27 protein-coding genes and 2 pseudogenes are annotated in these 20,618 nt (G+C 38.9%); 22 read left to right on the top strand and 7 right to left on the bottom strand.

From position 1 onward, the window contains the following. The first annotated feature begins 1 nt into the window (after position 1). The 10 genes from ACYQ0Y_RS10190 to ACYQ0Y_RS10145 all read left to right on the top strand — a co-directional run bounded on the left by ACYQ0Y_RS10190 (position 2) and on the right by ACYQ0Y_RS10145 (position 8,240). Entirely contained in the window at positions 2-619 is a 618-nt protein-coding gene (locus ACYQ0Y_RS10190) for a hypothetical protein (protein ID WP_353991435.1), read from the top strand. After that, positions 606-974 (top strand): thioredoxin domain-containing protein, encoded by a 369-nt coding sequence (locus tag ACYQ0Y_RS10185; protein ID WP_063489629.1) that lies wholly within the window; start codon positions 606-608, stop codon positions 972-974. The genes ACYQ0Y_RS10190 and ACYQ0Y_RS10185 overlap by 14 nt, the downstream gene beginning before the upstream one ends. Continuing rightward, positions 975-1,445 (top strand): conjugal transfer protein, encoded by a 471-nt coding sequence (locus ACYQ0Y_RS10180; protein ID WP_459935489.1) that lies wholly within the window; start codon positions 975-977, stop codon positions 1,443-1,445. It begins immediately after the preceding gene. A gap of 1 nt (position 1,446) precedes the next feature. Continuing rightward, the gene (locus ACYQ0Y_RS10175) at positions 1,447-2,958 is read left to right on the top strand and encodes a VirD4-like conjugal transfer protein, CD1115 family (RefSeq protein WP_459935488.1); all 1,512 of its coding nucleotides are present in this window, start codon (positions 1,447-1,449) and stop codon (positions 2,956-2,958) included. A gap of 14 nt (positions 2,959-2,972) precedes the next feature. Next, a complete protein-coding gene (locus ACYQ0Y_RS10170; RefSeq protein ID WP_459935487.1) occupies positions 2,973-3,347 on the top strand; it encodes a hypothetical protein in 375 nt (124 codons plus the stop codon). A 5-nt stretch (positions 3,348-3,352) separates the two neighbouring features. Beyond that, positions 3,353-4,210, top strand: a complete 858-nt coding sequence (locus ACYQ0Y_RS10165) for a conjugal transfer protein TrbL family protein (RefSeq protein ID WP_459935486.1) — start codon at positions 3,353-3,355, stop codon at positions 4,208-4,210. 14 nt (positions 4,211-4,224) lie between these two features. Beyond that, positions 4,225-4,635 carry a hypothetical protein gene (locus ACYQ0Y_RS10160; RefSeq protein ID WP_459935485.1) on the top strand — a complete coding sequence of 137 codons (411 nt, stop codon included), beginning with the start codon at positions 4,225-4,227 and terminating at the stop codon, positions 4,633-4,635. A 6-nt stretch (positions 4,636-4,641) separates the two neighbouring features. After that, a complete protein-coding gene (locus ACYQ0Y_RS10155; RefSeq protein ID WP_459935484.1) occupies positions 4,642-6,777 on the top strand; it encodes a type IA DNA topoisomerase in 2,136 nt (711 codons plus the stop codon). A 120-nt stretch (positions 6,778-6,897) separates the two neighbouring features. Continuing rightward, positions 6,898-7,113: a hypothetical protein gene (locus tag ACYQ0Y_RS10150; RefSeq protein ID WP_003660156.1), complete on the top strand. Its 216-nt coding sequence runs from the start codon at positions 6,898-6,900 to the stop codon at positions 7,111-7,113. A 2-nt stretch (positions 7,114-7,115) separates the two neighbouring features. Continuing rightward, positions 7,116-8,240: an ArdC-like ssDNA-binding domain-containing protein gene (locus ACYQ0Y_RS10145; RefSeq protein WP_459935483.1), complete on the top strand. Its 1,125-nt coding sequence runs from the start codon at positions 7,116-7,118 to the stop codon at positions 8,238-8,240. A 388-nt stretch (positions 8,241-8,628) separates the two neighbouring features. Here the strand turns inward: ACYQ0Y_RS10145 and ACYQ0Y_RS10140 are convergent, their stop codons facing one another. Beyond that, complete coding sequence (locus ACYQ0Y_RS10140; protein ID WP_407885002.1) at positions 8,629-9,888, bottom strand: YhgE/Pip domain-containing protein; 1,260 nt, start codon at positions 9,886-9,888, stop codon at positions 8,629-8,631. A gap of 164 nt (positions 9,889-10,052) precedes the next feature. Between ACYQ0Y_RS10140 and ACYQ0Y_RS10135 the strand changes: the two genes are divergently transcribed. The 3 genes from ACYQ0Y_RS10135 (at position 10,053) to ACYQ0Y_RS10125 (ending at position 12,033) form a co-directional block, all read left to right on the top strand. Continuing rightward, complete coding sequence (locus ACYQ0Y_RS10135) at positions 10,053-10,601, top strand: TetR/AcrR family transcriptional regulator (protein ID WP_407885000.1); 549 nt, start codon at positions 10,053-10,055, stop codon at positions 10,599-10,601. A 381-nt stretch (positions 10,602-10,982) separates the two neighbouring features. After that, positions 10,983-11,567, top strand: a complete 585-nt coding sequence (locus ACYQ0Y_RS10130; protein ID WP_459935482.1) for a recombinase family protein — start codon at positions 10,983-10,985, stop codon at positions 11,565-11,567. Between the two features lie 256 nt (positions 11,568-11,823). After that, positions 11,824-12,033 (top strand): GmrSD restriction endonuclease domain-containing protein, encoded by a 210-nt coding sequence (locus ACYQ0Y_RS10125; RefSeq protein ID WP_068226454.1) that lies wholly within the window; start codon positions 11,824-11,826, stop codon positions 12,031-12,033. Between the two features lie 40 nt (positions 12,034-12,073). On the opposite strand, the gene ACYQ0Y_RS10120 is transcribed toward ACYQ0Y_RS10125, so the two are convergent. Continuing rightward, positions 12,074-12,916: an IS3 family transposase gene (locus ACYQ0Y_RS10120; RefSeq protein WP_407884975.1), complete on the bottom strand. Its 843-nt coding sequence runs from the start codon at positions 12,914-12,916 to the stop codon at positions 12,074-12,076. A 40-nt stretch (positions 12,917-12,956) separates the two neighbouring features. Next, on the bottom strand, positions 12,957-13,220 hold the full coding sequence (locus ACYQ0Y_RS10115; RefSeq protein WP_056986488.1) for an IS3 family transposase: 264 nt from the start codon (positions 13,218-13,220) through the stop codon (positions 12,957-12,959). A gap of 174 nt (positions 13,221-13,394) precedes the next feature. Here ACYQ0Y_RS10115 and ACYQ0Y_RS10110 point away from each other — a divergent pair, with 174 nt between their 5' ends. From ACYQ0Y_RS10110 to ACYQ0Y_RS10100, 3 genes and pseudogenes are all read left to right on the top strand, one after another. Then, complete coding sequence (locus tag ACYQ0Y_RS10110) at positions 13,395-13,682, top strand: hypothetical protein (RefSeq protein ID WP_011668133.1); 288 nt, start codon at positions 13,395-13,397, stop codon at positions 13,680-13,682. A 96-nt stretch (positions 13,683-13,778) separates the two neighbouring features. Then, positions 13,779-14,240, top strand: coding sequence for a universal stress protein (locus ACYQ0Y_RS10105; RefSeq protein ID WP_407884978.1), 462 nt, complete (start codon positions 13,779-13,781; stop codon positions 14,238-14,240). 31 nt (positions 14,241-14,271) lie between these two features. After that, positions 14,272-14,502, top strand: a pseudogene (locus ACYQ0Y_RS10100) (pyrimidine dimer DNA glycosylase/endonuclease V); the annotation flags it as partial. Between the two features lie 82 nt (positions 14,503-14,584). Here the strand turns inward: ACYQ0Y_RS10100 and ACYQ0Y_RS10095 are convergent. Continuing rightward, positions 14,585-14,749 carry an MFS transporter gene (locus ACYQ0Y_RS10095; RefSeq protein ID WP_075168959.1) on the bottom strand — a complete coding sequence of 55 codons (165 nt, stop codon included), beginning with the start codon at positions 14,747-14,749 and terminating at the stop codon, positions 14,585-14,587. Positions 14,750-14,915: 166 nt separating this feature from the next. Here ACYQ0Y_RS10095 and ACYQ0Y_RS10090 point away from each other — a divergent pair, with 166 nt between their 5' ends. The 4 genes from ACYQ0Y_RS10090 (at position 14,916) to ACYQ0Y_RS10075 (ending at position 18,301) form a co-directional block, all read left to right on the top strand. Next, complete coding sequence (locus ACYQ0Y_RS10090) at positions 14,916-15,701, top strand: ParA family protein (RefSeq protein WP_054712564.1); 786 nt, start codon at positions 14,916-14,918, stop codon at positions 15,699-15,701. A 54-nt stretch (positions 15,702-15,755) separates the two neighbouring features. Continuing rightward, positions 15,756-15,959 carry a hypothetical protein gene (locus tag ACYQ0Y_RS10085; RefSeq protein ID WP_054712561.1) on the top strand — a complete coding sequence of 68 codons (204 nt, stop codon included), beginning with the start codon at positions 15,756-15,758 and terminating at the stop codon, positions 15,957-15,959. 913 nt (positions 15,960-16,872) lie between these two features. Beyond that, positions 16,873-17,988 (top strand): replication initiator protein A, encoded by a 1,116-nt coding sequence (locus ACYQ0Y_RS10080; RefSeq protein ID WP_065868908.1) that lies wholly within the window; start codon positions 16,873-16,875, stop codon positions 17,986-17,988. A 106-nt stretch (positions 17,989-18,094) separates the two neighbouring features. After that, the gene (locus ACYQ0Y_RS10075; RefSeq protein WP_065868909.1) at positions 18,095-18,301 is read left to right on the top strand and encodes a hypothetical protein; all 207 of its coding nucleotides are present in this window, start codon (positions 18,095-18,097) and stop codon (positions 18,299-18,301) included. A gap of 125 nt (positions 18,302-18,426) precedes the next feature. Here the strand turns inward: ACYQ0Y_RS10075 and ACYQ0Y_RS10070 are convergent. Continuing rightward, positions 18,427-19,202, bottom strand: a protein-coding gene (locus ACYQ0Y_RS10070) for an IS5-like element ISLpl3 family transposase (RefSeq protein WP_086989537.1) whose coding sequence is annotated in 2 segments (ribosomal slippage) — positions 18,427-18,878 and positions 18,878-19,202 — 777 coding nt in all. Because the reading frame shifts where the segments join, the coding sequence is not laid out codon by codon here. A gap of 57 nt (positions 19,203-19,259) precedes the next feature. On the opposite strand from ACYQ0Y_RS10070, the pseudogene ACYQ0Y_RS10065 reads away from it, so the two are divergent. After that, positions 19,260-19,652, top strand: a pseudogene (locus ACYQ0Y_RS10065) (hypothetical protein); the annotation flags it as partial. Here the strand turns inward: ACYQ0Y_RS10065 and ACYQ0Y_RS10060 are convergent. Further along, positions 19,642-19,920, bottom strand: coding sequence for a hypothetical protein (locus ACYQ0Y_RS10060; protein ID WP_003680647.1), 279 nt, complete (start codon positions 19,918-19,920; stop codon positions 19,642-19,644). The pseudogene ACYQ0Y_RS10065 and the gene ACYQ0Y_RS10060 sit on opposite strands and share 11 nt — an antisense overlap. Positions 19,921-19,941: 21 nt before the next feature. Next, positions 19,942-20,169: a hypothetical protein gene (locus ACYQ0Y_RS10055; protein ID WP_080952786.1), complete on the bottom strand. Its 228-nt coding sequence runs from the start codon at positions 20,167-20,169 to the stop codon at positions 19,942-19,944. 250 nt (positions 20,170-20,419) lie between these two features. Between ACYQ0Y_RS10055 and ACYQ0Y_RS10050 the strand changes: the two genes are divergently transcribed. Further along, a partial coding sequence (locus tag ACYQ0Y_RS10050) for a MobA/MobL family protein (RefSeq protein ID WP_459935481.1) occupies positions 20,420-20,618 on the top strand: 199 nt, incomplete at its 3' end.

The following is a 20,618-nucleotide window of genomic DNA, read 5'->3' as shown; positions in this document are numbered from 1 at the left end:
AATGAAGCGTAGCGTGATTTTAAGTGTGGTGATTGGCAGCTTGATCTTAGTTATGTCATTAGGGGCGAATGTCTATCAGCATAGCCAAATTAAGCAGGCACAACAACAGATTAGTCGCTTACAACAACAAAAGCGTCAAGTCAGCCAGCAATTAACCAAAACTAATCAACAAAAGCAGTTATTGAGCGCTCAAATTGACAGTTATAAGACCTACCAAAATAATAAAGATAAAAGTCAGGCTGAACTTAGCTTTAATACGGTGGTCACCAAGTTCTTTGAGGTCATGAATAACTTCAAGCCCAAGACCTACGGTCAGCGTAAAGATGGCGTGAAAGACTTGATTTCCGACAAGCTATATCAGCAATACTTTTCAAATAAGGGCACGTATGGTGATAGCAATAGTGTTTCAGCCAAATTAGATCAGCTGAACCTGTATACACAAAGTAAGCAGGGCCAAGATATGAAAGGCTTGGCCGTCGTTAGTTATGAAAGTAAGAGTGGCGACAACGACTGGCAAAAGGCGACGGTACTTTATCAAGTGACTTTCGATACCACCACGGATCGAATCACCGCAGTCCAAAATTTAGGTAGTAGCTTTAAAGCCAGTGACCTTAATTAAACGCGTTGGCAAAGCCCTAGCGGTAATCGTGGTGGTTTCAGCCGTTAGCGGGTTTGCTGGTCATCAATATGTCAACCACGTAGAAAAGCATCGACCAATCGTGACGCTGGCTAAGCATTCTGATAAAGTTCTGTTCTTTTACCGTGATGATTGCTCGGATTGTCAATCTATTTTCCATCGGATTTATTGGCATAACGTTATCAGTCACAACATCATTTTGATTAATATGAATCAATCGCAGAATCGGCATTACATTCAAAAATATCAATTAACGTCAGTACCAACCTTGATCCATGGCAAGCAACGATACTCCGGTACCAACCAACAAAGGATTAAACAGATAGTAGGTGATTAGATGAAAGACAAATTATTAAACAGCGTTAAAGTCAGCTGGCCATATCTACTAACGCTAATCATTGGCTTGTATTTAGCGGAGATTTTGGCTGGATTAGTCATGGCCTTGTCGCACTATAAGCTAACTTTTGCGGATCATATGCCAACCGTATTAAAACAATTAGCCTTACACCCCTGGCACTATTACAACTTGTATTTGGGTCAAAAGAACCCGGTATTAATTATCGTCAGTATTGCTGTGGTCCTATACACCATTTATTTTGCTTTGAAACGCAATAGCAAGCACAAAGCGTGGGAAACTGCGGACACTGAAACCCACGGGAGTGCGACCTGGGGGAATTTAAAAGAATTAAGTGACCATTACTTTAGTATCAATACTAAAGACCTTACAACGGCGTTTAATAACAGTACCAAGGTAGAAATTCTCAAATCATTGGTGGATCGAGAAAAGTCAGCGAAAGGGGGAAATTAACATGAATGGGACAATTTTAGGGATCGTAGATAAACAGATCGTTTACCAGAATAACAGCACCAAACCCAACCGGAACATTTTTGTGGTCGGGGGCCCAGGATCGTATAAGACCCAGTCAGTCGTCATTACCAACCTGTTTAATGAAACGGAGAACAGTATTGTCGTAACCGACCCGAAAGGTGAATTATACGAAAAGACGGCCGGTATCAAACTAGCTCAAGGCTATCAAGTACATGTCGTCAATTTTGCCAACATGGCGCACAGTGACCGCTACAATCCCTTTGATTATATTCAGCGCGATATTCAAGCCGAAACCGTGGCAACAAAGATCGTGCAAAGTGAAAATGCCGAAGGTAAAAAAGATGTGTGGTTCAGTACCCAACGGCAACTTTTGAAGGCACTAATCCTGTTTGTCATGAACCACCGGTCACCAGAGCAACGAAATTTGGCGGGCGTAACGCAAGTCTTACAAGAAAATGACGTTGAAGCCGAGGAAAAGGGTACAGATAGTCCGCTAGATACCTTGTTTCTTGAGCTAACTATGACTGATCCAGCGAGACGCGCTTATGAGTTAGGTTTCAAAAAGGCCAAAGGGGAAATGAAAGCCAGCATTATTGAAAGTCTGCTGGCGACCATTTCGAAGTTCGTTGACAAAGAAGTGGCCGATTTTACCAGCTTTTCGGATTTTGATTTAAAAGAGATTGGCAACGACAAAGTGGTGCTATATGTGATTATTCCGGTGATGGACAATACCTATGAAAGCTTCATCAATCTGTTTTTCTCACAATTGTTTGATGAATTATACAAATTAGCCGCCGATCATCACGCTAAATTGCCCCACCAAGTCGACTTTATCCTTGATGAATTTGTCAATTTAGGGAAGTTTCCCAAGTATGAGGAGTTCCTAGCGACGTGCCGGGGGTACGGCATTGGCGTGACGACAATTTGTCAAACCTTAACCCAGCTCCAAGCCTTGTATGGCAAGGATAAGGCCGAGAGTATCTTAGGTAATCATGCCGTTAAAATTTGCTTGAATGCCGCTAATGACGTAACTGCTAAATACTTTAGTGATTTACTAGGAAAATCAACGGTGAAAGTGGAAACGGGAAGTGAAAGTACTAGTCACAGTAAGGAAGAGAGCCACAGTAAGAGCGATAGTTACAGCTATACGAGCCGTTCGCTGATGACACCTGATGAAATCATGCGTATGCCTGAAGATCAGAGCTTATTAATCTTTAGTAATGCCCGACCAGTCAAAGCTACAAAAGCGTTCCAATTTAAACTATTTCCAGGTGCCGATCATTTGGTTAACTTGTCACAAAACGATTATCAAGGCCAACCAGAAGCCAGCCAGGAAACCCACTTTAAGAATAAGGTAGATAAGTGGAATCAGACAGTTAAAGCACAGCACCAAGCCAAAAAAGACGATCAAACAACCGATGACGAAGAAGACAAATTGCAGGATAATATCGATCAAAAATTAGAGTCTAGACATAAGAAAATGCTTGGATAATGGAGGACATATTAATGAAAAAATATTGGAAATATATAATCGCTGTGATGACAGTGTTGCTGATTGTTGTTGGTCTTACCGCTTGTGGAAAGTCTACAGCACAGGATTTGCAAAGTAATAAATGGTATCTCAACCAAAAAGGACAAAGCTACAAAACCCAATTTAATAAAAAAACAATGATTATTGAAAGCCCCTTGATGAATGTAAATGCCAATTATTCAGTCGGTAATACTTCTGGTAAAGAATATTTAAAAGTAAATACTGATGATGAGAAGAATCAAAAATTTGAATTAACTCAAATTAGCGATGGTTATAAAGCTAAAGCAATAAATAAAACTGCCAAAGCAGATGACGGATTAGGAAGCTTTGAATTGCAAAAAAGGAAGTGATAGATATGTTTGTTTTAGGTGATATTTCAGGACTGGTTCAGGGAGCGATTGCTAAGTTTTTTGAATGGGCACTGTCTGGTTTGTTGGACGGCTTATTCAACATCTGCAAGGCCATTATTGACCAAGCCAATCAAAGCTTGCCAGTTGTTAAAACGTGGTATGCCATCTTCCTGTCCTTTGCGACATCGTTAGTCGTTGTGGTCGTCCTTGGCCGCATTGTGATGACAATTCTAAAAGAGGCAGATGAAAGTACCGATGTTACTTGGGCTAATATCATCATGGACGGGATTAAATCAGCGGCCGTGATCCCGGTCTTCGTGTTCTTACAGGGCTTTATTCAAGGTTCAATTACCTTGCCCCTGCTAAAGTATATGTTTAGTTCTGATCAGCAGTTCACTGCTAAATCAATTACCGGCATGAATAAAGTTCCTGGGTTAAAAGATGTTGGCATTTCGCTACCCTTACAGATTTTGTTTCTGCTAATCTTCACTGTCGTAACCGTCGTGTTCTTTATCAAAATGTGTGTGTTTGTGGCTGATATGGCGTGGTATAACCTGACAATTCCTTTAGCTGCAATGAGCATGGCGACCGAAAGCTTTGATTACAGTGGCACGTGGTGGAAGAAGTACATTTATTACAATGCTTCTATTATTAGCCAGGTGCTTTGTATGTCACTATCAGTATGGTGTTTCACTAATATGGCTAAATACGGGTTTATTGCTTTTATTGCTTCAATCGGATTCGGTTTTCTGGTGGTCAAAACACCTGACGCCGTTAAAGACTTTTGGGCTTCAACCGGTGTGACTAAGAGTGCTGGTGTGGGTGCCATGAGAATGTTTCAAAATTATTTCCGTAACCACTAGGAGGAAAAATAGTTATGAAGAAAATCGCACACTGGTTATTGGAAAAAGCCAAAAAAGATATGCGAACCGATCCTTTTACAACACCTTCACGGCGGACTAAGTTGTCTTACTATTTTGATAACTTAGTTAGCATGGTCTTCTATATAATGGGAATTTACCTCATGTTAATGGATTTATACCAAGAGCTTTTCACGGCGAACCATACCGATTTTTTAGGAACTGCACTAATGGCCTTAGTTTTACTGCTGGGTGGCTTATTATTCCGTTGGTCAGCCTATGCAGATTTCAAAGCCATCGACCGGTATCAACAATATTTAAAGCAACAATCGATAGAGCAACAACAAGAATTGCGACGTGAAACTTGGTTGAAAGCAGCTGAACAAGGTAAAACAGAATTAGAACAGAAGCTTAATCATAAGGAGTGAATGAACATGACCACTGTTATCTTAGCTGAAAAACCCAGTCAAGCCCGTTCATACGTCCAAGCCTTTCAAAAGAGCACAAAAAAACAGGGTTACTATACGGTTAGTGACCCTGTTTTGCCCGAGAATACGCTTGTCACGTATGGTCTCGGACACTTAGTTGAACTAGCCACACCGGATAAATATGATCGGAAATACCAGCAATGGGCCTTATCTAATTTACCGATTTTCCCCGATAAATACAAGTTTGAAGTGTCAGCTAGTAAAAAGGACCAATACGGGATCGTCAAAGACCTGTTAACGAAGGCCGATACCATTATTGTTGCCACCGATAGTGGCCGAGAGGGTTCTAATATTGCCTGGTCGATCATGAGCCAAGCCCAGATTGACGTTAAAAAGAAGACCATTAAGCGGCTATGGTTGAATAGTTTGGAAAAAGACGCCATTATTACCGGCTTTAAAAATCTTGGTGACTGGCACAAAGACTATTTGGCGTATAAAGAAGCACAAACCCGTCAAATTAGTGATTGGTTGATCGGTATGAATGGTAGTCCCTTATATACTTTGTTATTAAGACAAAACGGGGTACGCGGGGTATACTCAATTGGTCGCGTGCAGACGCCAACCTTGTATATGGTCTATCAAAGAGACCAGGCAATCAAAAACTTTAAGCCGGAACCCTATTTTGAACTAAATGCGGAAATTTTAGCTAATCAGCAAAAATTCGTCGCAAAATTAGACCCCTATCAGCGATTTAAAGACGAAACAGGGCTAATAACATTCATGCAAGCTAAAAACGTTCAGAAAGGCTCACAGGCCGGTTTAATCAAGGACGTCCAAAAGCAAGGCAAAAAACGAGCTAGTCCCCAACTATTCTCGCTATCTAGTCTACAAAGTGCCATGAATAAACGTTATCACGCCAGCGCCAGCCAAACCTTAGCGGCTATTCAAAGCTTATACGAAGACAAACTGCTCAGTTATCCCCGCACCGATTGTGCTTATATCACTGATGAAGAATTTGATTATTTAGTGGCTAATCTGACGAAGTATCTGGGTTTGGTCTCTAAGCCAGTCGCTTTAACCAATACCACTCCGAACAAACGCTATGTTGATGGGAAAAAAGTTGAAGAACACTATGCCATTATTATGACTAAAGTCGTGCCAACGAAAGAGAAGCTAGCCAGCTTGCCTAAATTACAGCAACAAGTCTATGACCTGGTTTTAAGGACGACGTTAGCGATGTTTGCTGATCCGTACGAGTACGAAGAAACCACCATTATCACCCAAGTTGGTGACGCCAATTTTAAAGCAACCGGTAAGGTCCCAACTAAGCAAGGTTGGCAAGCTTTATTTGATGATCACAAAACCGACCAGCAAGAGGCAGCCACCTTACCGCTCGTTCACCAAGGCGATCAAGTCCAAGCAAATCTGCAAACACCGCAAAAAGAAACGACACCACCGGTACCCTTTACCGAAGGTACCCTGATTACGGCCATGAAGACCGCCGGCAAAACGCTTGATGATGAAGAAGCCCAAGCGATTCTTAAAGATGTGCAAGGCATTGGGACAAGTGCAACCCGGGCCAATGTGCTGGAAGTGTTAAAGAAACGCGGCTATCTCGTCACTGAAAAGAACAAGCTACACGTCAGTGAAGCCGGAATTACTTTATGTAAAGCGGTTGAACTCGAACCCTTGCTAACTAGCCCAGAAATGACGGCTAAATGGGAGCAAGCATTACAGCAAATCAGTACCGAAGAACGCACCCCAGATAACTTTTTGAGCCAGATTAAGAAGTTTGTGGCGAAGTTAATTGCTGATGTCCCCACACAATTAACCGGCAATTCAGCCATTAAGCAACAAATCAATCACCAACAGCAAGCACAAAAGTCCGCCGAGGTCTTCTTAGAAACACCGCAAGCGACCGTTTTAAATAAACAGAAGTTTTATATTGTAAAGCCTAAGCAAGGCGAAGACTTTACCCTGCCCAAGAAATGGAGCAGTAAGACCCTCGGGAAGACCGCCATTAAAGCGTTGGTCACCAAGGGGGAAACGAGCAAATTAAAGGGTTTCAAGAGCAAAAAAGGAAAGTTGTTTGACGCCAAGTTAAAGCTTGACGGCCATAAATTAAGTTTTGATTTTGATTAGAACCTGCCTACCGCCCTGCACGTTGTTTCGGTTGGTGAACTCGTCATTTAGGTTTACTTTTCAAAAACCAAAAAGTTAACCTAACCAACGAGTGTAATTGTAAAAGAAGGAGGATATATCATGAAAAATGAACTGGAAGCATTAGCAAGCGAATTACCTATTTTGACGGATAAAAGCAGTTATAAGTACCTATCAGAAGTTGCGGGTAATGGCAAATATATTCAAGTTGCGTGGCAAAAAAAGAATGCTGAATATTTAGCACTTTACGGCACACAATCTATCAAGTTACCCCAAATTGATAATTCTGTAGAGTTTGTAGACGCCGAGGAGGTTTAAATATGCCAACTAAAGAAGAAGCAGAAGAATGGAAGAAACAACTTGTAGATAATGCAGAACAGCAAATTTTGAACTTAACTGATAGTGAAAAGTTTAAAAGTTATCTTGATACCGTAGCAAAGTTTCACCGGTATAGCCAACGTAATATTGACCTTATCTATTCTCAAAATCCAAGTGCCAGCCAAGTTGCAGGCTTTAAAAAATGGCAGAATGATTTTAAACGATCAGTAAATAAAGGAGAAAAAGGGATCAGGATTGCGGCCCCTATTATTAAAAAACTAACTCCAGAGGATCAGAAAAGGCTTGATACGACCGAAGAAAAAGCCATAGTTGGTTATCGCTATATTCCAGTATTTGACATATCACAGACAAGCGGCGAACCAGTCCTAAGTGCTAAAGATTTTGTCAAAGAAAATTTAGCGGATCATAAAAACGTTACTAACCTATATAACGAACTCAAAAATTATTTGAATAACAATACTGATATTAAAGTCAGTGAAAAGAGATTGTCAGAACTTGGTGGCGCTAAAGGCTATTTTCAACCCAGCACTAATGAAATCGTCATTGGTGGCGATGAGCCCGACAATGCTTTGAAACTAAAGACGTTATATCACGAATATGCGCATAGCCAGCTACACGGCCTAAAATCAGCCTTTAAAGATCGCCCGCGAGCCTATCAAGAAACGCAAGCCGAAGCGGTCGCATATGTTGCCATGCAAAATATTGGCGTTGATACCAGCAACTACTCACTCGGTTACGTGGCCACCTGGGCCAAAGATAAAGCCGTAATCCATAGCGCTTTAAGTGAGATCCAACAAGTGAGCAACAAAGTGATTGAACTTAGCGATGGCTTAACCAAACAATTAGGCTTACAAGAAGCCCCAAAAGAGCCTGCACATGATCTAAAAAAGCTATCAGCCCAGGATCTTAATAAGTCCTATCAAGGCTTGCAACAACAAATTCAACAAACAACTAGTCCACAACAAAAAGCGCAATTAAAAAATCAGTTAAACGATGTGCACCAAGAAATTAGTGATCGAACTCAAAAACAACTGAAAACATTTGCTGAACAGAATCCGGAGATCAAACAACCCAAATCCGAACTGGATCAAAGTTTAAAGCGTTAGCCAGTTTTTAAAGGTCATGCTATAACATAAACAGAAAAAGGAAGTCCCGCCGAAAACAGGACTTCCCGTGCAAGCCGCTTCAAAGGCGGTGGTCTAGATTACAAAACTACATTGTCGCCCTGTAACCGACCAAAGTTACGCAGGGCGGCTTTTTTATTTGTGGTGCTTGTCGATATTGACCTAATTTTTATTTGCTTTTAGCCAATAGGGTATACCTCAAGAACATTCTCTGCCTCTATACAATTCAGAATTTTTATATACATTTACACAAAATATTTCACACTCTCTTTTTTTTTGAGGGAATTGTTGCTAAATGGATCATCAAAAAATAGTCAATCAATTGATTGGCTATTTTTGATGATATGAATAATTGGGTTTCATGTTTTGTTTAATTATTTATTTTGCGGTGTGGGCGAACCGTGAACAAATAGTGTTTTAAGTATCCTGAACTATACATCAAGATAGCAGCGACAAATCCAATTATTAACAAGACTAATAATGATGACATGGTGGTACTCGATCCATTATGGAAATACAAAGTATTTGTTAGTGTTTGCATGCTAAATCGCATTGGAACCCAACTGTAAATTCCCTTTCGGTACAAAGGATCAAGGGCTTCCGGTGCATAAGATATCACGGCAATTGCTAGGAACCAGACTACGAGTACTAATGGGTAGACAAAAAATCCAAACCAATCCAGGGCACACGTTATAATAAGATAAAAGACAAAGATACTAATAAACATTAATCCGATAAAGTTAATTGGGTTTGGAATTGTTAGGTTAAATACATTAGCAAATAAGAACCCAATTGTTGCTGAAAGAATACTTGCTACCAAACCGGTAATTAGTTGACTAGTTATTGTTGTAGCATTTAAAAATTTTGAAGCGCTTCTTTTTGTATGTTCGCGCCATAAAATAAGAGAGGGAATTAAAGCGCTAAACCACGCCAATGCCACTAGAAGCATGGGTGCTGCGCCACCAATCGTGTTCTTTTCAATTTTATTAGACTCATGAGTAGATACACTAATAGGGGTCGAAACCAAATCCCAAGATTTTGCGGATAAATTAATCTTATTTTTGCTAAGAACACTTTGTTGCTGTGCGCTAATTCGTGATGAAAGCGTATTTGCAATCTGAGGAAGTGCTTGGGATAGCAATTGCGATACTTGAGCATTCATTCCTTGATTAATACTGATCTTAATCTGTGCAGGGTGAACGGGTTTCTGTGTAACAAATTTAGCTTGAAGCAATTGTGATTTTGCAGAATCTGGTAATTCCTCCTTTTTTTGAAGAGTAGTGAGCTTTTGGCTAATAATTTGGGCCTTTAGCGATTCATTTTGCTGCTGTAACTCTTTTGAAAATCCTGATCTAATAATGAAAGCCCCATAATACTTTTGATCATTAAAACCATCTTTTTGTGGAGATACCCATTTGATTTTTGAATCTTTTCCATTGAATTTCTTTCGCAACTTACTTTCAATTTTATTGCTGAGAATTCCTTTGTCTTCGTTGACAAGTGCTACAGGAATTTGTTTTACTTTGACAGAGTTACGTATGCCAATTAAGGCAAATGAAACTATTCCAATAATTGCTCCAACAAGCAATAATGCTAACCAATATCTTTTACTACGAATTACATCGAACATCTGATATTCCTCCCTTTTAAGCTAAGTACTAATAATAGTGGATATTATTTTGGAAAGACATAGACAACTTTTTTTGAAACGTCACTTAGGCATACAAAATGTTATTTGTGTATACTTAAGTTACATATGGATCTATACTGATGTTTGGAGAAAAGGAGGAACTTATGACTGATTTAAGAAATAAGAGAACAGAAATGTTAATTGAAAATTCTTTTATACAATTAGTAAGACAACAGGGATTTAATAATGTATCGGTAATTGATATCTCTAATAAAGCCTTGATCAATCGTCAGACATTTTATAGGCACTATCAGGATAAGTATCACTTGGCCGCGAAAATGATTCAGGATTTTGTGTCGACTTATGATTCAGTATTGAAGAAAAGAAGTAATTTAAATAAACAAAATCAAAACTTTTTGAGCATTACATCCATATTGGCACCTGATATAAAAAATCTTTTAATCAAACAACGTGAAAAGATTTTAGCATTGCGCTCTATTCAATTGGATAGCAAAGATTTGAGTAGTGAGATAAAAAGGGTTTTAAGAAACAATCTTGTAAGTATGCTGGAGGAAAAACCTGATAAGTTTGAAATGTCATTATTAACTTCACTTATTCTGGGTAGTTTTAATTACCTAATTGATGAACAAGAATTGCCTGATACAAGTAAAATACAACATGCAATTACAGGAATCCTTTGTTTGATAAGCTAAACCTGAATTATTCATATAAATCCCAAAATTTACGACAGTTACTGTAGTATCAACGTTGTCTAATGTTTTCACTTTTCACCTGTTGGGTGATAAAAAAAGAACCCCAATCTGTTAGATTGAAGTTACCACAACCATCAATCGAAGAGAGGGATTCCAATGTTTAGCGTTCCGAAAATTCATCTAGAAAGCAACCAGCAAGTGATTTTAACACATGATGGTGGGCATTTATTGACATAAGAGCATTTAGGGAAAGTAGAATCTTTCTATTTTCAATAAGTTAACGTGACGGCCACTAGGGTATACCCTAATGGTCTTTTTTATTTCTGTGCTATACTAGGAATTACAAGTGTTCATTAGAACTGTCCAAAAGGAGAATTGGAAATGGCTAAAATCGGTTATGCGCGTGTGAGTTCCAAGGAGCAACATTTAGATCGACAGTTAGCGGCTTTAAAAGACGTTGATAAATTATTTACGGATAAATTAAGTGGGGCTAACACTAATCGGCCAGAACTGCAAAAAATGCTGGCCTATATTCGTGAGGGTGATATTGTAATGGTCACTGAATTAGATCGCTTAGGCAGAAACAACCATGATTTGACTAAAATCATGAACACCCTTCAAAATAAGGGTGCCACCCTAGATGTGTTAAATTTGCCGTCCATGACAGGGATTGCTGACCCCAATTTACGTCAACTGATGACCAACTTGATTATTGAACTCTATAAGTATCAGGCCGAAAGTGAACGTAAGCGAATCATTGAGCGCCAGCAACAAGGGATTGCCTTAGCTAAGCAGCAGGGTAAATATCATGGGCGCAAACCCCAATATGCCAAAGATGATCCCCGTTTGCAACATGCTTTTAAGCTTTATCGAGCTGGCATGAGTGACATTGATGTGTCCCGAAATACTGGGATTAAGCGGACAACCTTTATTCGGTATCGAAAGAAATTCAGTGTGTATAGATAAATTTCTCATTAAATAAGCAGGGCAGTGAAGAAAAAATTTAAATAGGAGTGAAATAACAGATATATGGAAATAAAACTAATAGAGGTTAGTGCATTTTGGATAAGTAATTAAAAAGTTCCGATCCAGAAAAATACAAAGATAAACGTTGATCTAATGGCTTCATATACCTAAGAAAATAACAAATCAATTTTTAGACTTAAGATTTGGTTTATAATAGATTAGTATTAACGTTAACTAAATTCATGAGGAGTTTAAAATGAAAATTACACCAGAAACTAAAACACTTGCTGCCATTTTTCAAACTAACAGTAGTGTTCACTATGTAATACCTGTCTATCAACGCAGTTATTCTTGGAAAGATGAACAAATTGAAACGTTGTTTGATGGATTGAAGTCAATATTTGAGACAGGTTTTAAGAGACATTCAGAACCGCGTTTACCTTCCACAGCTCAAATAAATCATTAATCGTGATTAATAACTTATTTGAACCATGGAAAGCATTAAATCAGGCGGCCATTTGGCTCGTAAGTGTTGCGATTTCAACTTGTAAGGGGGTCTGGTAGCCCAGTGAACTATGAATTCTCTTCCTATTGTAGAAAGCATGCACATATTCAAAAAGGACAGCAGCGGCAGTTTCATAATTCTCAAAGACCGGCACTGGATAAACACATTCCTTTTTGAGGGAAGCATGAAAAGATTCCATTGGTGCATTATCGTATGGACACCCCTTACGGCTGTAAGAGTGGCGGATATGTAGTTCTGTTAACCGTTGGTTGTAATCATCGCTGGTGTACTGTGATCCTAAGTCTGTGTGGATAATCAGGTCCCCAGTAATGGTTCGATTTTTAACCGCGCTTTCCAGGGTCTTTAAGACTAAATCAGTATCCATCTTTTTTGAGAACGAATAGCCGATAATCCGTCGTGAGTGTAGGTCCATGATGGTTGATAAGTAACACCAGCCATTACGCTTCGTTTGAATATAGGTCATATCAGCGGTCCATTTTTGATTTAAACCAGTGGTCGAGAAATCCTGCTTAAGCAAGTTGGGACGCTGTTCAACCTTGGTTTTGGAAGCCGAAGCCGCTTTCCATTTATTGACGGTAACGGAGTGGATATCCAGTTCCTTCATGAGCCGGGAAATCCGTCTTGGGCTGCACGGACGCTGCAGTGGTTGAAGTTCCAGATTCCATTCATGGTGGATCTTCATAACGCCGTATCGCTGCTTGAATTCCGCAAAGATCCGCAGAATCCGTTGTTTTAAGTCCTCATCTTCGGCCCGGCGTTTTGAAGGCTTTGGGGATCGATAACGATAATACTGAGCTCTGGAAACACCGAGGATTCGGCACATCTTAGTTACCTGGTGGTGATGGCTTTCTTGTTGAATGTAATCAAAGATATTGGTTACTTCTGCGCAAGGAAGCCCAGGTCTTTTTTAGGATTTCGTTCTCCTCAGACAGCGAAGCCAGTCGCTTTTCCATCGCTTTGATTTCGTCTGGCGATTTACCGGATTGAGTTTTGGCCTGGCCCTGGATCCACTTATGAACGGTTGAATAGCCAATGCCATATTCTCTGGCCAGTTGGGCAGCTGATTCGCCTTGCTTATATAGGTTGATAATGTTTTGTTTGAATTCTTTGTCGTAACGAGTTGGCATGTAAAAATTCCTTCCTTTTGAGAGACGATTTATTCATTATACCCTCTCTTAAAAGTTGTCTCAGGAATCAGCTTACATCCAGCATTCCCTATTTCTATACAATCTACCGTACGAAGGCATTTCATTTACACAAGATTCTTGACGCTACCATTTTTTTACTAAGGAGGTCTCTTCATGGCCATCACCATTTTAATGGCTTGCTATACCCTGCTGGCTTTAGGAATTGGTTGGTACTTTTATGCTCATCGACGTCGTGCTTTCTTAGTCTTTCATCCCGAAAGTAGTCACGAATTAAGTCGTGTCTTGACGATCAGTGGTGTTGTTATGCTACTGATTGGTGTGCTGTCGGCAGTCGCCACCATCATGAACAACATGGTCTTCATTTCAACCATGTTGTTAGTCGGCGTTATTGCGATTATCAGTATTCAATTGATTCTATTACACTGGTTCCCTAAGGCGTAATCGGTTACACTTTCTCGCAGCTTTTTTACCATATCGCTTTTTATTTGCAGATAAATAACGTATGATAAGAGTATAAAGTAATGAGAGGTGAATATTATGTTACAACAATACAAGCACATTTTAGTCCCAGTCGATGGTTCCTATGAAGCCGAATTAGCTTTCAAGAAAGCAGTCGCTGTGGCTAAACGTAACGATGCTGATTTACATCTCGTTCACGTTGAAAACATTTCTGGCTTTGATACCAGCATGGTTGAACAAGTCACAGAAACGGCCAAGAAGACCCTCGACAAGTACGTGGCTGATGCCAAGGCAGATGGTCTTGACAAGATTGATTACGCCATTGAATACGGGGCACCGAAGACCATCATTGCCAGAGATGTTCCTCGGGGTAATGACACCGATTTGATTATGATTGGTGCTACTGGGTTAAACGCAGTTGGACGGCTATTAATCGGGTCTGTAACGGAATACGTCACACGGACAGCAGTTTGTGACGTCATCGTCGTACGGACGGACTTAGATAATCAACCAGCCAAAGCAGCACACCGCGCAGAATAAATTTGCTAACTAATGCTTTAACTATGGCAATTACTCACCGTATAAACTTTATCAATTTCACTTGCTGGTCATGCACGAAATGTAGCGGCGCGGATATCGTCCTAATAAAAAATGGTTTGATCCGCTTTACCGTGGTATCCATTGCGATCCATATATAATTTTGAAAAAGTGTCCGATAACTAACCCGATTTATCCAGAACATAATGATTCGTATTTGAAAGAATGTTTATCTAATTTAGCCAGTAAGGGGATTATTTTATAAATCTAAGAGGGTATCTCATTCGAAATACCCTCTTAGATTTAGCTAGTAATCCGCATTGAATTAAGATACTGGCTAGCTTAATTCAACTTTTAAATTGCTTACGATCTGTTAATAAAGCAATCGGTGAAAGAATTAAAATAATCACCGCTCCTACCAAATAAGTATGACTAAAGGCATGACTGATTTGTCGCTTTTTAGCATGCTTAATTTTTCCCATAGAATTCATTAAAGCTTCTTTTTGTGCCATTTGCTTGAGACCAACCAGCAATTTGTGTGGGCCTTGATTTATTTGTTGATTACTCGCATAATCTTATTTCCATGAAATAGCATGCAACAATATATCATATCATGATATATTGTTGCATGCTATTTCATAATATGCTATTATTTACTTGCAAATAAGGAGGCACACTATGAAAATAATTACTTTTTCAGCCATTAAGGGCGGAGTTGGAAAAACAACTTTAACTTTCAATTATGGTGAATGGTTATCTAGTAAGGGTTACAATGTTTTGATGATTGATAGTGATCACCAGTGTAGTTTGACCCAAACTTATGATATTTATAAAGATCATGATACCTTAGCTAATGTTTTTACAAAAGATAATGAAAAAGTAGAAATTATTGAGTTACACAAGAATCTGTCAATTATCCCTGCTTCTATGAATCTAGATACAATTAACAATGATCTTCAAACTAGAGCAAACAAAGAATTATTAATGTACATGTGGTTTTCAGATAACTATAATGAACTAAAAAAATTCAATTATGTATTGATAGATACGCATCCTGATTTTTCAACTATCACACAAAATATGATTGTAATTTCTGATTTCGTTTTCAGCCCAATTGAACCAAGTGAATACGGTTTTATTTCAAAAAGTAATTTGGAATTAAGAATGAAACAATTGAAACAAGATGTAATTAATGTCGAAACTCGACAAAGTTTTGTCACAGCGGAACTTAAATTCATTGGAAACCGGATAAAACATAATACTAAGTCATCTCATGAGTTTGTAGAACAAATGAAAAAAGACCCGCGGACAATTGCACTAATTCCTGAAAGAGAAATATTCAATAAAACAACTCTTAATCACAAACCGCTGATTAAGATGGAGCAAGAAAACAATTCAACACAAAGGGCCAAAGAATTTTTCGAAAATATCGACAATATCTTTGAAACCTTTGCGAAGCAATAGCGTAATATGATATGTCATGCTATATCATATTATGAGACAGAAAGGACTAGTATAATGGCATTTGAAGATAAAATGAATCAACTAAAAAATAGTATGAGCAGCAAACCTGCTAAAAATGAACCAACTGCACCTAGAATTTCAAAATCTTATACTTTGAAGCAAGATATTGCTAATGAACTAACTAGACGTGCAAAAGAGAAAGAATTAACAGCTTCCAGATATTTAGAGAAACTGCTAAAAAAAGAATTTAATCTTTGATTTTCGCTAATTGAAAAAGGGGTAAAATCATGGAAACTACAATGAACGAGATATTCCTTGTTGCTTGTATTATTATTTTTTGGCTATTTCCCGTTATCGGCATTTTGAAGAGACATAAAATAGGCAATCGTTTCTTTTTTAGACAATGATTATTCCCGTTACAATAATGGTTACAAGTACTATTTGAAAAATGGAGTGGTAATCGTCGATCAGTTATCCGTATATTACAAATGATATCCTTGTTTATTACTTATTTATGCGGACCGATCATGCTTTTGATTTTCAGTGCTTTCAACGAATACTTTCTTAAACACCCAGAGGCATTTATATTATTCGAATATTTACTGATATCTTCCGGCTCTTATTGGTTCAAACCCAAAGTAGGCAAAGTGTACAAGACCAAATAAAGTTGCCGGCGGGTAAGCGCTATGCTAGACTAAGATTAATATGACAACCGAATAAAAGATCAAGCTAAACAGAAAAAAGTCCCCAATTCACGAGGAATCAGGGACTTCAGGTTTAGCAAGTAGCTATCTGACAGCTACTTAGATTCAGTCGATTTAGACCGCCAAGTAAAAATCAACTGAATATTGTTCTTAATTTGTAGGTTAATTATACCGCAAACCGGTCCAAAAGGACAAGTTAAGGATAGTTAAAAAACAAATTAAATCCAATGGACTAAGTAGCCAACAGAAGCTGCCTAGTCCATTTTTGTTTAGTTGCTATAAATTAAAAAAGTTGCCGGTTGGGCAACTCACAAACAGACACATGCTGATGAAATTGCAAAGCCATCACTACCAAATGTACGCTTTGTAACTTAGTTAAAGCATATCAGATTTGTATTTTAAAGCAAATCAAATGTTTTGGCAACTCTCTTTTGGGACAGCAGGTGTCAGTCAAGAAGGGAGTTTTTATGATGGATCAAGCAAATTTTGATTTTTATAAAAAAGATAACGTTTATGGAACTTTATTTTTTCAATTTCCCAAGGTACTAATGTACGGAGAAAAATATAAACACCTAAGTAGTGATACTAAACTGGCTTACATGGTTCTCAAAGATCGGCTAGAATATTCATTACGAAATAACTGGGTTGACGAAAATGACAATGTTTATTTTGTCTTCACAAACGAAGAATTAAAAAAACTATTTGACTGCTCAAATACAAAAATTGCAAAAATTAAAAAAGAGCTTGAAGGTGCTCATTTATTAATGCAGAAAAGAATGGGTTTTCAACCAAAAGCCGGCCGCCAATTACCCAACCGATTGTATTTAGCGGAATTAAAAGTTAATGAAAAAGATGTTTATTTAAGAGAAAAGAATCTAAATAGCTCCCAATCCCTTGATACGAGCAGACTTCCGAAAAACGGAAATCAGCATGAGACCGTTGAATCCCTTGATACAAGCAGACTTCCGAAAAACGGAAATCAGCATGAGACCGTTGGTAACATATCCCAATCCCTTGATACAAGCAGACTTCCGAAAAACGGACACGATCTATATAAAGAACCTAGAAGCTTAGATACTAATAGATACAATATAGATACTCAAAAGTTGGACTTTTCCACAGCCCATTTTTCACCAGCAGAAATTCAAAAGCAAAACCAGGATTTGGTGAACCATGCTAATGACTTCTTAACTGATGAAGACAGTGGCTTACCGGTTTTCTTAGAACCCGAAGCCGTGCAATTACTAAGTTTCTGGTGCCGCACTCCGCAACAAATGCGGCGCTTCATTGGCATTATCTTAAATGCTAAGTACCGAGTTGAAAAAGATCATCAAGATATTGGGGTTCTAATCCCGCTTGACGACGAAGAACTAAAACCTTTGATGACTAAAGCCTTAAGACGCTACTTTAACGCCCTGAGAAGCAATGAGAAGCATATCAAGAACGTGGAAAACTACTTGTACGGCACCATGCAAAACCTATTCGGCGTTTGGTGGAATAAACAAGCGGCTAGAGAATATGCGGCCAAACACCCCGAAGAAGAAAAGTCGGCCGACAACGATAACAGTGGGTTGTACTACTAGTCCTAAAAGACTACAAAATCCTTTCTAAGCGGTTTTAAGACTTACTAGTCTATTTATACTTAAGTTAGATTTAAATGGCTTAAACAGAAGAATAGGGGGCTTTTAAATGAGTGTCAGAGCTAACCAGGCTAACCAGCTCAAAAGTTCAGCCTTTAGGATTGATAAAGATTTGGCCGATGATACCGAAGCAGTTTTAAGCGAAGAAGAAAGAGCTAATTTACGCTTTTTAAAGGCGACCGAAGGGACACCAGTCACCGAGTTCAAAGACGCTAAAGAGGTCGCTGATTGGCTCAACGATCCAGATGAGGACTAATGACTTAGTCAGCCTATACGTTAGTTTTGTAGAAACTAACGGTGGCAAGTCTCGACCAGTTTTAATTCGTCGGGTATCAGAACAGACGGTCGAGGCTTTTAAAATTACTAGGGTCCGTCTGAAAACTACTTAAGTAAGATGCAAATTGAGGCAATGTAGACCGTAGCCAGATAAACATGAGCGAGCTTATCATAACGCGTTGCAATCCTACGAAAGTTCTTCAACTGATTGAAGAAGTTCTCAATCAAATGGCGCTCACAATAAACGTGGTAATCACAGGTCCACTTGTCTTTGGTATTTTCCTTTGGCGGAATGGTATAGACGCCTGCTTTATCTTCAATATACTGGCGAAGTTTCGCGGTGCCATAGGCTTTATCCGCGATAATATTTGATTGAGAAATATCGAAGCCTTCCAGCAACTCACTGGCAACTTGGCTATCATGTACTTGACCACCTGTTAGGCGAAAACCCAAGGGATTCCCTAATCCGTCAACGAGTGCGTGAATCTTGGTCGTTCGGCCACCTCGACTTAGTCCAATAGCTTGATTTTCGACCATACATTCGGCGTTTTTTTTGCCCCAGTGGCCTTTTGATGCGCTCGAACGATCGTTGAATCTAAGCTCAAGTTTTCCATGTCGGGATCGTCAATCAATTCGAGAAAAACCTGTTCGAACAAGCCTGAACTTACCCAGGCTCGGAAGCGACTATACACCGTTTTCCAAGAGCCATAGCGTTCAGGTAGATCACGCCAAGGAGCCCCGCTGCGCATGAGCCAGAGGATAGCGTTGAGGGCGGTACGGTTGTCTAGGCTTGATGGACGGCCAGTCCGGTATGGCGGGAAGTATCCTTTGATTCGGTCCCACTGAGCATCTTCCAGTTCGTATCGTTTAGGTGTTGTCATCGGAATGCCTCGATTCGTTTTTCCTCAGATTATACCTGAATTTTTAGTTTTCAGACAGTCCCTAGTCAGTATGAAAAGAAGTCTCCTTATATCAAGCAACAATATTATCCGATTCAAGATTGGCAATCCGCTGGGTTGAAGAAACCTTCCTGGGTCGATCTCGGTAATATTTATCGCTTTCCCAAAGCCGGGCTAAAGTTTAAAGAAATCGGTCATTTAAGTAAGCTAGATCAAAATAAAATTTTAGATTTTACGCTTGACCTAAAATCAAAAAGAAGAGGTAAGGGTCAAAAGATAATTCAACAGCGATCAAGTAAAAGGAAGCACAAAGAAAGTAAAGCAGAGCTTACACAAAGAATTCAAAAACAGTTAAAAGACTTTGCTAAACACAATCCAGAAGTTAAGCCAAAAAACAATCCTGAAAATAAAAACGATCGGCCTAGTTATTAGGTTGATCGTTTTTTAATTTATCCGGTTTATGGGCGTTGACATAGTCAGCGAATGTTTTTAAAAGTTCTTCGGTTTGTTCGACCGAGAGGTTATTAGCTTGAAAGTACTTTTCTAATAAAGCCCCTTTTTGAATTAATCGGCGAGAACGGGCTTTTCGTGCTTGTCGATTTTCATAATACTTAGATTGGCGTAACTTAAAATCTTCCCGCTCAATTTTTTGTTTTAAACGCGCTTGTTGTTCAATTAGTTTTTCATATTGGTTAGGCATGGAATTCCCCATCTCCTATGACTAATGATCTACGGACTTTTCCTTTAAAAACTCGGATACTTTTTTGGATAAGGACTTGATATTGTCATTAGATAAATTAGCATAATCTAAATTGGCTTGACTGATGATTTGTTTACCTAGACGTTGTTCAATCTTATTTTTTTCGTCCTTAATTTTTTGATTAAGGGCTTTTAATTTAGCTTCTTGTTTTTCTAAGTTACTTTGAGACATAACGATCCCTCCAATCATATTAGAAATAATCACCGACACTATATCATAAGGGAAACGTTAAGTCAAAGTATACAATTTGAAATAGCGAAGCGGAAGGCATACACTAAGTTAAAGTTAAGAGAATCAGAAGACCGAGTGAAACGAGGTCAATGCGCACTTACACATAGAATGAATTCTATGTTGTAATAACCCCAAAATCCTGTATTAGAAGTCGCCGATGGCGACAACAAAGTCAAGCCCATAGAATCAAAGTAAAGAGGTGACTAACATGGCAATATTTCATATGAGTTTTAGTAATATTAGTGCTGGTAAAGGACGAAGTGCGATTGCCAGTGCGGCTTATCGAAGTGGTGAAAAATTATTTGATGATAAAGAAGGTCGCCGATATTTATATGCCCGATCGGTAATTCCAGAAAGCTTTATTTTAACCCCCAGAAATGCACCAGAATGGGCCAGTGATCGAGAAC

Source organism: Furfurilactobacillus curtus (assembly GCF_054657915.1).
Note: the sequence above shows the minus strand (reverse complement) of the source record. Positions and strands in the feature narration are given on the sequence as shown.

Coding starts and splice junctions, on each gene's coding strand:
- ACYQ0Y_RS10190 (WP_353991435.1), top strand. CDS start 2: ATGAAGCGTAGCGTGATTTTAAGTGTGGTGATTGGCAGCTTGATCTTA.
- ACYQ0Y_RS10180 (WP_459935489.1), top strand. CDS start 975: ATGAAAGACAAATTATTAAACAGCGTTAAAGTCAGCTGGCCATATCTA.
- ACYQ0Y_RS10175 (WP_459935488.1), top strand. CDS start 1,447: ATGAATGGGACAATTTTAGGGATCGTAGATAAACAGATCGTTTACCAG.
- ACYQ0Y_RS10170 (WP_459935487.1), top strand. CDS start 2,973: ATGAAAAAATATTGGAAATATATAATCGCTGTGATGACAGTGTTGCTG.
- ACYQ0Y_RS10165 (WP_459935486.1), top strand. CDS start 3,353: ATGTTTGTTTTAGGTGATATTTCAGGACTGGTTCAGGGAGCGATTGCT.
- ACYQ0Y_RS10160 (WP_459935485.1), top strand. CDS start 4,225: ATGAAGAAAATCGCACACTGGTTATTGGAAAAAGCCAAAAAAGATATG.
- ACYQ0Y_RS10155 (WP_459935484.1), top strand. CDS start 4,642: ATGACCACTGTTATCTTAGCTGAAAAACCCAGTCAAGCCCGTTCATAC.
- ACYQ0Y_RS10150 (WP_003660156.1), top strand. CDS start 6,898: ATGAAAAATGAACTGGAAGCATTAGCAAGCGAATTACCTATTTTGACG.
- ACYQ0Y_RS10145 (WP_459935483.1), top strand. CDS start 7,116: ATGCCAACTAAAGAAGAAGCAGAAGAATGGAAGAAACAACTTGTAGAT.
- ACYQ0Y_RS10140 (WP_407885002.1), bottom strand. CDS start 9,888: ATGTTCGATGTAATTCGTAGTAAAAGATATTGGTTAGCATTATTGCTT.
- ACYQ0Y_RS10135 (WP_407885000.1), top strand. CDS start 10,053: ATGACTGATTTAAGAAATAAGAGAACAGAAATGTTAATTGAAAATTCT.
- ACYQ0Y_RS10130 (WP_459935482.1), top strand. CDS start 10,983: ATGGCTAAAATCGGTTATGCGCGTGTGAGTTCCAAGGAGCAACATTTA.
- ACYQ0Y_RS10125 (WP_068226454.1), top strand. CDS start 11,824: ATGAAAATTACACCAGAAACTAAAACACTTGCTGCCATTTTTCAAACT.
- ACYQ0Y_RS10120 (WP_407884975.1), bottom strand. CDS start 12,916: ATGTGCCGAATCCTCGGTGTTTCCAGAGCTCAGTATTATCGTTATCGA.
- ACYQ0Y_RS10115 (WP_056986488.1), bottom strand. CDS start 13,220: ATGCCAACTCGTTACGACAAAGAATTCAAACAAAACATTATCAACCTA.
- ACYQ0Y_RS10110 (WP_011668133.1), top strand. CDS start 13,395: ATGGCCATCACCATTTTAATGGCTTGCTATACCCTGCTGGCTTTAGGA.
- ACYQ0Y_RS10105 (WP_407884978.1), top strand. CDS start 13,779: ATGTTACAACAATACAAGCACATTTTAGTCCCAGTCGATGGTTCCTAT.
- ACYQ0Y_RS10095 (WP_075168959.1), bottom strand. CDS start 14,749: ATGGCACAAAAAGAAGCTTTAATGAATTCTATGGGAAAAATTAAGCAT.
- ACYQ0Y_RS10090 (WP_054712564.1), top strand. CDS start 14,916: ATGAAAATAATTACTTTTTCAGCCATTAAGGGCGGAGTTGGAAAAACA.
- ACYQ0Y_RS10085 (WP_054712561.1), top strand. CDS start 15,756: ATGGCATTTGAAGATAAAATGAATCAACTAAAAAATAGTATGAGCAGC.
- ACYQ0Y_RS10080 (WP_065868908.1), top strand. CDS start 16,873: ATGATGGATCAAGCAAATTTTGATTTTTATAAAAAAGATAACGTTTAT.
- ACYQ0Y_RS10075 (WP_065868909.1), top strand. CDS start 18,095: ATGAGTGTCAGAGCTAACCAGGCTAACCAGCTCAAAAGTTCAGCCTTT.
- ACYQ0Y_RS10060 (WP_003680647.1), bottom strand. CDS start 19,920: ATGCCTAACCAATATGAAAAACTAATTGAACAACAAGCGCGTTTAAAA.
- ACYQ0Y_RS10055 (WP_080952786.1), bottom strand. CDS start 20,169: ATGATTGGAGGGATCGTTATGTCTCAAAGTAACTTAGAAAAACAAGAA.